The sequence below is a fragment of the Terriglobia bacterium genome, from assembly GCA_020072565.1.
Lineage (GTDB): Bacteria > Acidobacteriota > UBA6911 > UBA6911 > UBA6911 > JAFNAG01.
The window spans coordinates 41,524-55,866 of sequence record JAIQGI010000001.1 but is presented as its reverse complement, the minus strand read 5'-3'; the positions used below and the strand labels follow the sequence as shown (position 1 = coordinate 55,866).

Annotated in this window: 11 protein-coding genes; 7 read left to right on the top strand and 4 right to left on the bottom strand. The window is 58.5% G+C overall.

The features are described from left to right. Positions 1-128: 128 nt before the first annotated feature. A complete protein-coding gene (locus LAP85_00250; protein MBZ5494804.1) occupies positions 129-698 on the bottom strand; it encodes a class I SAM-dependent methyltransferase in 570 nt (189 codons plus the stop codon). 97 nt (positions 699-795) lie between these two features. Between LAP85_00250 and LAP85_00245 the strand changes: the two genes are divergently transcribed. Next, entirely contained in the window at positions 796-2,607 is a 1,812-nt protein-coding gene (locus LAP85_00245; protein MBZ5494803.1) for a PEGA domain-containing protein, read from the top strand. 219 nt (positions 2,608-2,826) lie between these two features. Here LAP85_00245 and LAP85_00240 read toward each other — a convergent pair whose 3' ends face one another. Further along, a complete protein-coding gene (locus LAP85_00240) occupies positions 2,827-4,596 on the bottom strand; it encodes a hypothetical protein (protein ID MBZ5494802.1) in 1,770 nt (589 codons plus the stop codon). A 267-nt stretch (positions 4,597-4,863) separates the two neighbouring features. Here LAP85_00240 and LAP85_00235 point away from each other — a divergent pair, with 267 nt between their 5' ends. The 4 genes from LAP85_00235 (at position 4,864) to LAP85_00220 (ending at position 8,727) form a co-directional block, all read left to right on the top strand. Further along, positions 4,864-5,634: a Stp1/IreP family PP2C-type Ser/Thr phosphatase gene (locus LAP85_00235; GenBank protein MBZ5494801.1), complete on the top strand. Its 771-nt coding sequence runs from the start codon at positions 4,864-4,866 to the stop codon at positions 5,632-5,634. Between the two features lie 195 nt (positions 5,635-5,829). Further along, the gene (locus LAP85_00230; protein ID MBZ5494800.1) at positions 5,830-6,468 is read left to right on the top strand and encodes a radical SAM protein; all 639 of its coding nucleotides are present in this window, start codon (positions 5,830-5,832) and stop codon (positions 6,466-6,468) included. Positions 6,469-6,593: 125 nt separating this feature from the next. Continuing rightward, on the top strand, positions 6,594-7,949 hold the full coding sequence (locus tag LAP85_00225; GenBank protein ID MBZ5494799.1) for a B12-binding domain-containing radical SAM protein: 1,356 nt from the start codon (positions 6,594-6,596) through the stop codon (positions 7,947-7,949). A 55-nt stretch (positions 7,950-8,004) separates the two neighbouring features. Continuing rightward, positions 8,005-8,727 (top strand): hypothetical protein, encoded by a 723-nt coding sequence (locus LAP85_00220; GenBank protein ID MBZ5494798.1) that lies wholly within the window; start codon positions 8,005-8,007, stop codon positions 8,725-8,727. 73 nt (positions 8,728-8,800) lie between these two features. Here the strand turns inward: LAP85_00220 and LAP85_00215 are convergent, their stop codons facing one another. Together LAP85_00215 and LAP85_00210 are read right to left on the bottom strand one after the other, a co-directional pair. Beyond that, positions 8,801-9,445 (bottom strand): hypothetical protein, encoded by a 645-nt coding sequence (locus tag LAP85_00215; GenBank protein MBZ5494797.1) that lies wholly within the window; start codon positions 9,443-9,445, stop codon positions 8,801-8,803. A 200-nt stretch (positions 9,446-9,645) separates the two neighbouring features. After that, entirely contained in the window at positions 9,646-11,013 is a 1,368-nt protein-coding gene (locus LAP85_00210) for a nucleotide excision repair endonuclease (protein MBZ5494796.1), read from the bottom strand. A 243-nt stretch (positions 11,014-11,256) separates the two neighbouring features. Here LAP85_00210 and LAP85_00205 point away from each other — a divergent pair, with 243 nt between their 5' ends. Further along, positions 11,257-12,849: a trypsin-like peptidase domain-containing protein gene (locus LAP85_00205; GenBank protein ID MBZ5494795.1), complete on the top strand. Its 1,593-nt coding sequence runs from the start codon at positions 11,257-11,259 to the stop codon at positions 12,847-12,849. A gap of 180 nt (positions 12,850-13,029) precedes the next feature. Next, positions 13,030-14,286 (top strand): aminotransferase class I/II-fold pyridoxal phosphate-dependent enzyme, encoded by a 1,257-nt coding sequence (locus LAP85_00200; GenBank protein ID MBZ5494794.1) that lies wholly within the window; start codon positions 13,030-13,032, stop codon positions 14,284-14,286. Positions 14,287-14,343: the final 57 nt, after the last annotated feature.

Here is a 14,343-nt window from a genome sequence, read left to right as displayed (position 1 = left end):
GCAGCTATGCAAAAGAGTCAGGAGTCAGCATAAAAATAGAACGGACGGAGACATCTCTCCCACCACGCAAATCTCAGACGTGAACCGCAGGAGACGGTTCGTTCATTCTGACTCCTGGCTGCTGATTCCTATTTTATGGTTTCCAGGACGAAGGTGAGCTGTTTGCCGCGCACCACGTAACAGAGGTGCTGTTCCCAGAGTTTCCTGATGAAACGAAAAGCGGGGAACCTGTTGTCGAGATTGATCAGGTACTGAACTCCCAGCGACTTCCAGATGGATGCCAACTCCACCTCTTTGCTCCTTATCCGGAACCGGGCTGTGGTGTAATAGTTGGTATGATAGGAGGGCTCAAAGTAGCTGAACGAAAAGGAATTCAAATGCCATTTATGGGTAGGATCCTGCCAGGAAATGGCGTCGCTGTGATGGGGCGTGATGATGACAATGCGGGCCTTCGGCCTGGTGATCCGGTGTAATTCCTCCATCACGGCCAGGATGGAGTCCAGGTGCTCGATCACGTGGACAGCGTAGACCTCATCAAAGGTGTTGTCGCCGAAAGGGTACGGGCTGCGGTTCAGATCGTGGACAACATCCACTCCCGGCAAGGCAACCCGATCGATCCCCACGGCGTTCGGGTGCTTCGTTCGACCACAGCCGAGTTCCAAAATCTTCGGCGGTGCCAGAGCCGTTGCGATAGCCAAGCTGCAGTCCTCCGTCGTTCGTGAAGCGCCAGGGAGGCGATCCCCTGCCCAGCCGAATTTTTTACCTGCGCGAGCCGGGTATGTTATTTTAGCTCCGATGAAAAAGTGCTCCAAGTGCCGCAATCTTTATCCGGACGAGTTTGTGTTTTGTCCCGTAGACGGCGCCGATCTCCCGCCGGAGCCGAGCGATGAACCGGAGGTGGCAGGGTACCCTGCCGAGCCCGCGCAAATCAAGGTCCGAACGCTGATGATCAGCTTGGGGATTCTCATCCTCACAAGCCTGGTCTGCTTTGTCTCCGTGTTCTCTTACCTCTATCTGAAGCCGAAGTACGGGGGCCTGGTCGTCAAAACGACGCCCCCCGGGGCCACGATTCTCCTGGATGGGAAGCAGCGAGGCGCCTCCCCGCTCACTCTCGGCGATCTGAAGTCCGGCGGGCATCAGGTGAGGGCGGTCAAGGACGGCTACGAAGAGTATGTGCAGGAAGTGGAAGTGATTCCCTATTCCACCGAAAATATCCACCTGGCGCTCAAACCGCTCGTTGCCAAGCTGACCAATGAACAGCTGGCTGAGCTCGAAGCCTGGAAAAAGAAGCTGGACAGCGCCCAGGAGGAGAACATCCTGTTGCCGCCGCCGGACGACTACAACGTGCTCTATTTCGCGGACAAAATCCTGGCGATCGATCCCGCCAATGCCTTCGCGGCCGATGTCAAGGCCAAACTTGCCGAGACGGTGCACCAGAAGGCCGACCTCGCCTACGCGCGTGAAGACTGGCTGGCAGCGGAGAATGAGTACAAGAGCCTTTCCCTTATCTACCCCAACGACATTGCCATCAATGAACGACTGGCCGACATTTCCTCCAAGATCGACGCCAGCGTGAAGGACCGGGAAAAGCAGATCGAGGAATGGAAGATCAAGGCGGAGGCCGCTTTCAAAGCAGGTGTGCTGCTGCCCCCGGAAAAAGACGACGCATGGGACGCGCTGCGCAGCATCCTGCGTTTCGACCGGAAGAATGTGTACGCGCTGGGCGCGCTGTCCCACCTCATGGAGTTGCTGCAGACTCGAGGAGACACGAAGCTCAGCAGCGGAGACCTGCAGGGGGCCCGCACCGAGTTCAAGCTGGCTCTGCAATACTTTCCGGACGACAAATACAGCAGTTCCCGCCTTGCGATGGTGGAAGCCAAACTGGCGGAGAATTCCCGGTCCGAGCAGGCCCGGCTCCAGCGGCTGCAGGAAGAACAGCAGCAGTCACGGGAAAAGCTGGCCAACCTCCGCCTCTCGGCCATCAATGCCTACCGGTCCGGTGCTCATGAAAAAGCTCTGGCCGAATGGCAGGAGTACCTGAAGCTGGAACCCAACAGCGATGAGGCCTATTTCTACCTGGGCGCCACCTACCTCGAAGAAAAGCAGCTCGACACTGCCATCCTGAATTTCGAGAAATGCATCTCCCTCAATCCCAACAACGCCTACGCTCATCTCAATCTCGGGATTCTATACGATAGGCACCGCAGCGACCTCGGTCAGGCAGCGGAACATCTGGAAAAGGCCAAAGCTCTGGGTGGCGTGGACAAGTACGCCCCCGAACGGATCCAGGGCATGATTCAGGATCTGCAGCAGCGCATGCAGCTGAACGCGATGAAGGCGACCCCTTTCCCCGTCGAGCACAAACATGTGTTCTCCAGCTGCAGGGGATATTTGCGCATTACGGATGATGGGGTCGAATTCAAAACTACGGAAGCAGACCACAGCTTTTTTGAAGCCTACTCCGGCCTGCGCAGCTTCACGGTGGAGGGGGATGAGGTTTCGATCCGCACCCGAAACAACAAAAAGTACAACTTCCGGCTGCTCAGACCGAACGACGCGAACACGGTGCGCCGCCTGGCCGCGCTCCACTTGAAGGCCAACGAATAATCAAGCGCGGAAACGGATGTGGATATTCTGCCGCAGCGTCTACTTCGGTGCGGAACACACCTGGGGTCCCGCATACCGGCCGTCAGATCCTTGCCCAGTCGAAGAAATCCGTTCCCACTGCAGAGACCGCGCCACACTCCGGCGGCCGCAGGGAGATCGGCAACCACGAAACACACGAAATCCTTTTCGTGCCTTGGGTGATTCCCCGGCACCTGCGATTTAGAGCTGTTTCCGCCCCGCGTAAGGCGGCTCTGTTGTGGGGGGCTGTTTCAGCGGGCTTCCCTGCCTCACGCGGCGGAAAAGGCCGGTGATGCACGCGAGCAGCACACCGACTACAGCTCCGAGAGCCAGTGAGATCGGTTGCAGGTAATTGCGCACCTGGCGCACCAGGTTGGAGGACGAGACCACCTGTTCCTGCTGAATCAGAGGAATTTCGTCGCCGTTGTTGTTGACCAGCTGTGCCGCCAGCAGCAGACGGCCGTCCCGCGCGCCGCGGTTGGTGATGCGCCAGCGCCAGACGGCGCGGTCTCTCTCGCCGATCTCCTGCAGCGGGCCTTCCTTCTCGGGTTTCACTTCCAGGGAGTCGGAGCGGGAGATGAGATTCACGCGCAATTTCAAGCGTTCACCGAGGGATTGCAGAATGTGCCGTTCGGCCGAGGTGAGCCTCACATTGTCGATCGATTCCGTTGCGAAGTACGCTTCACCGCCCTTTTCCTCGTTTGCGTTCAGGCGCTCCGGTACGCGCCATTCGAATGAACCGAGCAGGATGTTCCCCAGATAGGCATTGATCTTGCTGGACTGGATGCCGCCCTCTGTCTTTTCCTCGACGACGCGAGAGCTGAGGTTTGCGATCGATAAAGCGACGTTCTCGAGGTTGTCTTTCGTCTGCTTGAGCAGGAAGTACTGGTGGGCGAGAGAATTCTCGTTCGACGTGAGCGTTTTGATGGTGTCGTCTTTCTGCCGGCCTGAGTTCTTCAGATCCTGGTTCTCGCCGACCAACCGGGCATTGTCCGCCTGCTCCTTCTCGAGACTGGTGCGCAGCGAACCGTTCTCACCCTGCAGGTCGTCGTTTTCCTTTTGGGTCTTCTGCATCGCCTGCCCAAGCTCGGCAATCTGGGTGGCCAGGTCCCGGCCAGGATCGGTTTTGATCTTGAGCGAACGTTGCAGGTTGGTCAGTTCCCGCTGATAACTCTGCGAGACGCCTTTGGCGCTGCGCAGATCGTCGCCGAGTTTCAACAACTGGGACGTGGAGTTGTCGATCTTCTCCTGCAAGCTCGCCGCCTGACCGCGCAGCCGGGTAATCTCGCCCTGCTGGTTTCGGGAGTCCGACTCCAGTTTCCGGTTCTCGGCCTGGGACTTTTCGATCTGTTTGCTGAGTTCCTGGTTCCGATTCTGAAGGGTCTCGATTTCACGAGTCGCATCCTGATAGGCGGGCAGAAGCGGCGCCACGTACTTCAGGACTGTATCCCGATTGGTGCCGGACGTGGTCGCGATATCACGGGCGGCGCGGTCGAACTCCTGCTCGACATAGACGCGCTTCGCCTCATCGAGATCGGTGTATTTCAGCCCTTCGGTGAAGGTCGCCCCCAATGCTTTGTCGAAGACGCCGCTATTGGGAAAATTCTCCTGCAGGGGGGTGTCGAACTTGAAAATAAGCTCCACCATGCCTGCGCCGGTGATGGCCCCCAGCTTAAACTTGATCTCATCTCCTCCGAAGTCGAGACCGAGCACGCGCAGCTGATCGCCCACCTTGTAGCGCGGGGTTCCCGCGAGGGTAAGGTCATGCCGGAAGCTCTGTCCGCTGATGTATACATATTGCTTTTCAGCGAAGACAGGGACCTTCAAGAACAGCGCCTTGTTTTCGTAACTGGCACGGTAGCGTTCCTGGATCACGCGGCTGACGCCGGCGAAGGGGTAGGAACTTCCGCCCCACGCGAGCAGGCAGGTCGCGAGCAAGACGTTTCTTAGCGGAGAGCGCCTGGGCTTCATAGAACGACCTTTGATGACTGCTGATCCGTAATCTGCAAACAACTTGGAATAATAGCATAGAAGCCGACCTCGGGCATCTGAGCGCCGGCCTCCGACTTCCAAGGAATGGTGTTTTTTGGAATGGCCAGAATGTTGATCGTTCCTGCGTCTCTACGGCTCTCGATGCACTGCCCGGAGGTCGGCGTTCCAGCAAGCTTGAAGCGGTTGTCTGACACGTGTTATAAGTTCACTCTTATGTAGAGGGCAACTAGACCCGACAGGTGAGAATTGCGGATTCTATACGGTAGCCAGACCAACCAGGGAAGAGTAAGAACCTCCAATGAAGATTCTTATGTGGCAAACTCCGCAATCGGCTTGTCCTTGGTGGCGGACGGCATGGGTGGGCATGCAGCCGGCGAAATCGCCAGCCAACTGGCGGCGTCGACGATCAATGCCTGGGTTATGGCGCACAACGCCGATAGTGAGCAACCTGCGGAAATGCTCCGGCGCGGTGCGCTGGAAGCGAATAACCGGGTATTTGAAGCCCAGCGCCAGGACCGATCCCTCGCAGGCATGGGGAGCACGCTGACGGCTTTGCTATTTCAGGGCGAGCATTACTATATTGCGCACGTAGGTGACTCACGCGCCTATCGGTTGCGCGACGGCATGCTCACACAGCTGACCCGCGACCACTCGCTTGTCTGGCACCTGTACGAGAACGGTGTGCTCGCCAAATCGGATCTGGCCAGGCACCCGCAGAAGAACCTGATCACACGCTCGATCGGATCACATTCCCAGGTCGAGATCGACATCGAGGAAGGACAAGGACGTGCGGGTGATGTCTATCTCCTTTCCTCCGACGGCCTTACGGATGGAGTCCCGGAGGAGGACATTTGTGCGGTGCTTTCCGATCCGAGAAAAACTCCGCAGGAAATGGCAGACCATCTCGTGGAGGCAGCCAACCAGGCGGGCGGGCCGGACAATATCACGGTCGTCGTCATCAGGCTGGAGGCGGATGGCGTCCCGCCTGAGATCCGGGAAAAATCACGGCAGAATTGAGAGCGCCGCTATCCCTCCCCATTTCGCCGCAGGGATTGCCGAAACAGACTGACGAAAAATCGATGCAGAGATCATAATGCGGAAATCTCATACTCCGCGGTTGCAGCGCTTTGGCGGTGAGGTTCTTCACCACGTTCCACGCACGAGGATCCGTCTACACCGCCGGATTACCACCTGATAAGATTAGCGATCAACATGAAGGTAAATGAAGTCTTTTACAGCATACAAGGTGAGTCGAGCTTCATGGGGTGGCCCTGCGCGTTTATCCGCCTCACCGCGTGCAACCTGCGCTGCTCTTATTGCGACACCACCTATGCGTTCACCGAAGGCAAGGTGATGTCGCCTGCAGAAATACTCGCCGCCATCGCCAGGTACCCGACGAAGCTGGTTCTGGTGACGGGAGGCGAGCCCATGCTTCAGCATGAGGTGCACGATCTCTTCCAGGCGCTGCTTGACCGCGGCTACACGGTATGCGTCGAAACCGGGGGCTACGTCCCGCTGCACGGACTGGATCCGCGCGTGCATAAGATCATGGATCTGAAATGCCCCTCCAGCGGCATGCATCAGCACAACAACTATGAAAATATTCAGATCCTGACGCTGAACGATGAGGTGAAATTCGTGGTCGGCAACCGGGCGGATTTCGACTGGGCATGCGAGGTCATTGCCCGATACGACCTGCCGTCGAGGGTCGGCGTTGTGCTGTTCTCTCCGGTATATAAGGTGCTGCCCTACGGCGACCTGGCTCGCTGGGTCATGGATTGCGGGCTTCCGGTTCGCATGCAGCTGCAGCTGCACAGGATCATCTGGCCCGGCATCGAGCGCGGAGTCTGACGCTCATGAATTCCTGGGATCTGATTTCTCAGGTGCGGCGCCGCACGAGCGAGGAGGCGGGCGCGTTGCGCGGCCAGGCGCCGTTCCGCATTGCCCTCTGTTACCCGAGCCACTATTCGATAGGGATGAGCTCGCTCGGGTTTCAGACCATCTATCGCGAGATCCATCTGCATGCCGACGCGGCCGCCGAACGCGCCTTCCTGCCCGACAGCCCCGGCGATTACCGGCGCCTGCACCTGCCCGTGTTCACCTACGAAAGTGAAACACCGCTTGCTGAGTTTCCTGTCGTTGCTTTCTCGATTTCCTACGAGCTCGAGATCACCGGCCTGCTGGAAGTACTGGATCTCAGCGGCATCCCTGTTCTGCGCCGGGATCGTACCGAGAGGCACCCGCTGGTCGTGGCCGGCGGACCGCTGACCTACTCTAATCCCCTGCCGCTGGCGCCCTTCGTGGATCTTATGCTCCTGGGCGAGGCCGAGGAATTGATCCACATGTTCCTGGATGCGGCAGCATCCGTGAAACGCGAGACGCTGCTCGACCGGCTTGCATCACTCCCCGGGTGTTATGTGCCTGGCCGGACGCGCGATCTCCCGGTGATCGGGAAGGCAGGTGACGACCGTCTGCCGGCGCGGTCGCAGATCATCACCAAAAACACGGTGCTGAGCTCGATGTTCCTGATCGAACCGGAGCGCGGCTGCTCCCGCGGCTGTACCTATTGCGTGATGAGGCGCACCACCAACGGCGGCATGCGTCTCTTTGCCCCCGACAAGGTCCTGTCGCTCGTTCCCGGGCAGGCCCGGCGCGTTGGACTGGTCGGTGCGGCGGTCACCGACCATCCCGGAATCAAGGATGTGGTGCGCGAAATCGTGGCGAGCGGGCGCGAGGTCGGTATCTCGAGCTTGCGGGCGGATCGGCTGAGTGAGGAGCTGGTGGAGCTTCTTTGCCGGGGCGGATACCGGACGCTGACGACCGCTTCGGATGGAGCTTCGCAGCGGCTGCGCACCGCCATCCAGCGGCGTACCAGCGAGCAGCACCTGACCCGGGCCGCAGAACTCGCACGGAAGTTTCACCTCGAGCGTTTGAAGCTCTATGAGATGATCGGGTTGCCCGGGGAGACACTCGAGGACATTGACGAACTCATTCGCTTCTCCCTGCAACTGGCCCGCATCGCTCCCTTGTCACTGGCGATCTCTCCTTTCGTTGCCAAGCGCAACACCCCGCTGGACGGAGCTCCATTCGAGCCCATCTCCTCCATCGACAACAAGCTGGCAAGGCTGCGGGCCGGGGTGGGGCAGAAGGTCTCGATCCGCTCCGTATCCGCGCGCTGGACCTGGGTGGAGTATATGCTCTCGCAAGGCGGAGAGTCCGCAGGCCTGGCGGCGCTGGAAGCGTGGCGCGCCGGCGGCAGCTTCGCCGCCTGGAAGCGTGCCTTCGCCAACATGAGTGAGGTTGCTCTCCGATCTCGGCGATCTCTGCGGTGATATTCTTTCACTTGTGTTTATGGCATATATTACTCTGGCTGGCAATGAGGATCCCATGGTACTGCGAGCAGGACTCAGGTTCATTTTCGCTTTGACGGCGTTGTCCTTGTCGGGGCTCGCGACCGGCAGTGCGACGGACAAGGAACAGAAGGTCTCCCGCCTGGAAGGCGAATACCGGATCTTTTTTTCGGGACAGCAGATTGGAGTCGAAAAATATGTGCTGGTGACCAGCGAAAGCGCCGTGACGAGCAGCTCAACCCTGGATTTTCGCAATCCGGGCGAGGGTCATCAGAAGGTATCACTGGTAACCAAACTTGAGATGAATGGGCAGTACATGCCGCGCAGCTATGAACTCAAGAGCGAGGTTGAGGGCCAGAAAGGCGGCATCCGGGGCGAGTTCGCACCCAATCAGGTGATTTTCGAATACAGCGGCAATGGCGTCTCCTACCGCAACGGCCTGCTTGTGGGCGACCGCTACACGATCCTCGATACCAACATGTTTCACCACTTCATCTTTCTTACCCGCTTGTTCAAATACGACAGCGGGGACAAAGTGCAGACCTTTGAAGTGGTGATCCCTCAGGAAAAGGAAACGGGGACGCTGAAGATCAGGGAACTCAACAAAGAGAACATCCTTGTCAAAGGGAAAAAGGTCAACGCGACTCACCTGCTCGTCGATTCGGGCGCTCTGCAGATTCAACTGTGGGTCGACGGCAATCGCGTCCCCCGCAAAATTGCAGTTCCAGACAAAGGCATTGAAGTGCTGCACGGCGACTGACGCAGCTCTGCAAAATCGGGCTGTGCGCCGTTCCGGTCGTGAACAACGTCAATGGCCGGATTCCCGGCCGTTTCTATTTCTGCTTGGGATTTACGAAATCTCTCGGATAGATACTGGCGTAGGGGGCATACCTGCGCAGGGTCAGCCAGTATCCCTCCTCGGTCCACACGAGGCCAAGATCGGCAGTGTTTAATTCTATGACCCGCGTCCTGTATGGCGGGAGCATCGCCTTCGGGCCGGCGTGGTAGGAGGCGATGAATCTCTCGTCAAACAACTGCTTTGCTGCCGTGAAGGTGGCTTCATCGGCGGCTTTTGTAAGCGTCTGCTTGCCGAACACTTCCTCGTACTCTTTGGGATGAAGCCGCATGTAAAGAGTTTTGAATGTGGTCTTCAATGGATATGCGCCGAAAACAGTCTTAAACTTATCCTGAACGGTTTCCGGAGCCTCAATGTTCGCCGTACCCTCGCCCAGCACCATCACGATGGTGACTCCAGCCTCTGTCCTGCCGAGCGCCAGGAATCCCCTGGCAGATTCGAACCGGGTAAAATCACCGGCAAACTTCAGATTGGTGTAACTGTAGATTTCATCCTTGCTGATTTGCACATCGTAGAACTGTGTCGATTGCGGTGCCTGCGCGAACAGGAACCCCATGGAAAACAAAGCCAGCAGAACAGCCGCCTTGGGAATCAGGCTGACAGATCCAGCATCAGGCATCATCTTTGCATCCTCCTCCTCCGACCGGATATCCGGCGGGAGGCCCTAACCGGAAGCCCAGGGAATCTGGCAAGAAAACGAAGAACGTCAGAAATGCCTAATCTCAGTGTTAGTCCCAACTTACTTAAAACGCCCGGCACTGTAAAGCACAAACTGGATGGCGGCACATTCCCGGACTCCCGTGCCTCCGCGAGTTTTAGGAATCAAGAATCAGCGCGATAATAGACTTTGTGTGCGAGCCTGTCCGGATCCCTCAGGTACGACTCGAGCCGCCGCAGTACTGCATCGCAGCTGCCGTCCTGATCCACATCGAGGAAGTTGAGACGCCTTCTGTGTGCAGCGAGCCAGCGCGCCACGATCTCGGTCTCCCATTCTTCTCCCGCAGCGGATTTGCGGCGCCGGGTTGCGAAATAAGTGGTTCGGATCTTATTCCTGAGTTTCTTCGAAGGTGCAGACCCGAGTGGAACCGACTGCCGGGCTACGAAACAGCCGTCCCTTAGAAAATAGACTTCGGCCCTGTCGTCCACGGGAACCAGTATCAGGAGGTTACCGCGCTGCCGGTAGCGGCCCGGTTGCTCGTGGATTTCAGCCTGGAGGTTGATTGATGGGCGGAAATCCCTGATCATGCGCATCTCCAGCAAGAGTGCTTCTACCTCGGTGGCGCAGGTGAGAAACTCCAACGAATAGAGCTGGCTGTGCATCCTGGCCACCTTGGGATCCTTCAGGGCACGCCGCGTGAAATAGGAGCGCACGCGCCGCCGCAGGTTGCCGGATTTGCCGACGTAGACGACTTCGCCGCCGCGGTTTCGCATCAAATAGACGCCCGGCGACTCGGGGATGCGCGCGAGCAGGTCGCGACCGAAGGCGAATCGACTGAAGTCAACTTTGGCGCTCCCTTCGATGATCCAGCGCTCGAGCTCCTTCGGGCTGCCGCGCCGCCCCTCGGGAACAATATCGATCAGCCCCCGGAATGATTCGGCCAGGAATCGGGCCATGGCAGCCGGCTTCTCGGTGTCCGGTGGCGCCAAATCCAGTAAGGGAGCGAGATCCTCCGCGTGCCGGCAGGGCGACTCCCGGGACAGAGCGCGCGCGGCCAGTCTGCTCAGGTCCAGCGACTCACCCTCCCACTCCGGCAGCCCGGCGGAGCGCAGGAGCTGGTTCCACAGCCTCAGCTCTTTCCGGCTCCAGACCAGCAGGAGATGGTCTTCCGCTCGCTGCCGCGCCTCCTCCAGCGATCGAAGATCCGCGGCAGCCGTGGCTTCCGTGCGCAGGAACTCCCACGTTGCGCCGCTTGCGGGCAGATGTACCGCTCCCTGGAAGCAACGTGGATGGCCTGGATCCCATTGGAGGTTAAGAGCGGCGGTTTCTGTCGGGCATGGAGCCGCGTCTGCTGCCAGATGCCAGAGGCTGTGGCTCCTGTGGAATCGTGGATCGGCCCCGAGGAAGCCCTTCAGGACCTTGTCGGCTGCAAAGGAATTGGGGGAGAGGATGTTGAGGACCTCGCGCAGAATCTGCTCGGCCGGTAGGGGCCGGCCGGCTTTTGCCAGATAGTCCGCTATCTTTTCACGCACGGGCGCCTCCACAGGAATATAGCACGGCGCAATGCCTCGAATGGGGCGGCCGGCGGTCTCGATGGAGGCGCCACTCTCCCTGAATTCAGGGGGGGAAACGGGCTAAGGCCCGCCTCGGCGGATTTCCGCAACCGTTTTCGGCCCTGCCTGGGTGCTGTCGGGAATATCAATTATGTTTGGAACTATACATGATCCTTCACGTAGAATGTTAAGCGAGATCGTTTTGCATCCGGAGGTGCTGACATGACTTACGAACCGCGTGCGGGCAGCTTTTCGAGGCATCTGATTTCCTTCTTTGTGGTCCTGTTCGTTCTCGGTCTGGGGATCGGCATTGGAACCCTTATATCACGCCAGGTCGTGGCCACGGGCCCTCGGGACAGCCAGATAAAGATCCAGAGCAGTGGGACATCCCTGGCCAGCAGTGGGGTCCTGGCCCTGTCCCAGGCTTTTGAAGAGGTGGCCAAACGGGTGGGTCCGGCCGTGGTCAACATCAATACCGAGGAGGTGATCCGCCTATCGGGGCGCCCCGGACAGGGGCGGAACAACCCGCAGATGCCGGATTTGTTCGGGCAACTTTTTCGAGACCAGCCGCAGGAGTTTACCCAAAACAGCCTGGGTTCCGGCATCATCGTCGATCCGAAGGGCTATATCATCACCAACAATCACGTAGTGGAGGGTGCGACCAAGATCAAGGTGAACGTCAAAGACGGCAAGGAGTACAAAGCCCGCGTGATCGCCGGCGATTCCACTTCGGATATTGCCGTGATCAAGATCGACGGCGACGTGAGTTTCCCGGCTGTAACAATCGGTGACGCCAAGGCGATGAAGGTTGGGGACTGGGTTATGGCAATCGGCAGCCCATTCGGACTCGAACAGACCGTGACGGCCGGCATCATTTCCGCGACCGGCCGCGTTTTCGATCAGTCCCAGGGACCTAACTCGTCGATGCTTTTCAATGACTATCTGCAGACTGACGCCGCAATCAATCCCGGCAACAGCGGCGGTCCCCTGGTCAATATGAACGGCGAGGTGATCGGCATCAACAGTTTCATCAGCACCTCCACGCGCTCAAATACCGGTGTCGGGTTCGCGGTGCCCTCGCATATTTTTGTCGACGTCTACAACCAGATTCTGGACAAAGGGAAGGTGAGCCGGGGATATCTGGGCGTACTCATGAATGTTCTGTTCCCTTTCACACCTCAGATGGCGGAATACTACGGTGTAAAGCAAGGCGGCGGCGTACTGATCACGGGCCTGTCCCCCGAAGACGGGCCTGCGGCCAAAGCAGGAATCAAGGCGGAGGATGTGATCGTTGAATTTAACGGCAAGAAGATCACCGATGTCCCTGCGCTTCGACTTGCGGCAGTCAATACCCCGCCCGGACGCACCGTCAACGTCAAAGCCGTTCGATACGGCACCATGATGAATTTTTCCGTGACCCTCACGGAAAAGCCCCCGGATGATACTCAGGCGCGCCCGGGCGTCAGCTTTGACGAGAAAACGGAATCCAAACCCGAAATCGGCATGCGCGTAGACAACGTCCCCTCTCGAATGGCGGGAGCGCTCGAAATAACCGGCGGCGCCCTCGTTGTCTCGGTCAGCCCCGGCAGCCTGGCCGAAGAAGCTGGCCTTATCGGGCAACAGGATCAGGCGGGCTTCTTTGACATCATCCTGGCGGCCAACGGCAAGAAGATCGAGGTGGTCCAGGACATGCTCGACATTCTCAAAGATCTGAAGAGCGGGCAGAGTGTGGTCATCAAGCTGCAACGCGTTCTGAACCAGTCGGGAAGACTCACCAAATACGGCGTCGGCTACACCAGCCTTGTCAAGCCTTAGTCCTGCGACTGTCCGTGCAGAGCCCTCGGAGAGAGCCGGAATCACGGCCTTCCCCCGGGGGGCTCTGCATCGGGAGTTTTCTTCCTTTCCCTTCTCCTATTGCCGTGGTTACTCCCGATTTGAATTTGGTATACGAAAAGGCTATGCTGGACGCCTCAAAAACCGGGCAGGCCAGAGTGCATGCGTCCCGAGACATGGGGGGATGTGATGATTTTACCGGCAGAACGCACACATAAAGTCGAGTATGCAATTCGTGATATTTTGAAAATAGCGGAGGAGGCCAGGGCTGCCGGCAAGAAACTTCTCTACCTCAACATCGGCGATCCGTTGGCTTACGATTTCAAGACTCCCAGGCACATGATCGAAGCATGCTATCAGGCGATGCTCGATAACCACACGGGCTATGCGAATTCTTCGGGCGTGCAGGAAGGCCGCGATGCAATCGGGAACGCCGTCCGGCGCAAGGGCATCAAGTCGTGGCTCGACCTTTTTGTCACATCCGGGGCATCCGAAGCGATCGAGTTGTGTCTCACCGCGCTTGTGAACCCGGGAGAGGAAGTTCTGACGCCGTCGCCCGGTTACCCGCTCTACTCGGCGGTGCTGGGGAAAATTCAAGCACAGAATGTCCCCTATTATCTCGAAGAGGAAAACAACTGGGAGCCGGACATCTCCGACATCAAGAAAAAGATCACGCCGAGGACGCGCGCGCTGGTTCTGATCAATCCGAACAACCCGACCGGTTCGAGATATTCACGTGCGGTCCTCCAGGAAATCGTCAAGCTCAGCCTCGAGCACAACATAGTGGTTTTCTCGGACGAGATCTACGACAAGCTCGTGCTGGACGGGGAGGACAGCATCTCGATCGCGTCGCTTTCCGACGAGGCTCCCATTATCACCATGAACGGGCTTTCCAAGAGTTACCTGGTGCCAGGGTTCCGCATCGGCTGGGCCGTCGTGACGGGAAAAAAGGAAATGATGTCGGACTACATCGATGCGGTCAACAAGTGCCTCAGGGCCCGGCTCTGCGCCGTGACTCCGCTGCAGTATGCGATCAAGCCTGCCCTCGAGGGGCCGCAGGATCACATAACCGAAGTGAAGGCCAGGCTGCGACGCAGGCGCGATATCACTTACGACCGGCTCAATGCCATACCCGGCATTTCTTGCGTCAAGCCCACGGCCGCTTTCTACGCCTTCCCTCGTCTCCACGTCGATCCGCCGGACACGAAGTTCGTGGCCGACCTCATCCGCGAAACCGGCGTGGTGGTCGTGCATGGCGATGGTTTCGGGCAGCGTCCGGGGACATGCCACATGCGCATCGTTTTCCTCCCGCCGGAAGAGATTCTGGAAGAGGCCTTCGACCGGCTGGAAAAGTTCATGGCCCGACGAGCGTTCAAGTGTGCAAAGGCCGAAGCCATTGAAACCGCAGACAAACGCTGATGGACCAAACTGCCGCAGCACGCCGGTGTGCATCCATGTTGTCCCGCGTGCATCCGC

Coding starts and splice junctions, on each gene's coding strand:
- LAP85_00230 (MBZ5494800.1), top strand. CDS start 5,830: ATGAAGGTAAATGAAGTCTTTTACAGCATACAAGGTGAGTCGAGCTTC.
- LAP85_00240 (MBZ5494802.1), bottom strand. CDS start 4,596: ATGAAGCCCAGGCGCTCTCCGCTAAGAAACGTCTTGCTCGCGACCTGC.
- LAP85_00200 (MBZ5494794.1), top strand. CDS start 13,030: ATGCGTCCCGAGACATGGGGGGATGTGATGATTTTACCGGCAGAACGC.
- LAP85_00220 (MBZ5494798.1), top strand. CDS start 8,005: ATGGTACTGCGAGCAGGACTCAGGTTCATTTTCGCTTTGACGGCGTTG.
- LAP85_00245 (MBZ5494803.1), top strand. CDS start 796: ATGAAAAAGTGCTCCAAGTGCCGCAATCTTTATCCGGACGAGTTTGTG.
- LAP85_00215 (MBZ5494797.1), bottom strand. CDS start 9,445: ATGATGCCTGATGCTGGATCTGTCAGCCTGATTCCCAAGGCGGCTGTT.
- LAP85_00225 (MBZ5494799.1), top strand. CDS start 6,594: ATGAGCTCGCTCGGGTTTCAGACCATCTATCGCGAGATCCATCTGCAT.
- LAP85_00205 (MBZ5494795.1), top strand. CDS start 11,257: ATGACTTACGAACCGCGTGCGGGCAGCTTTTCGAGGCATCTGATTTCC.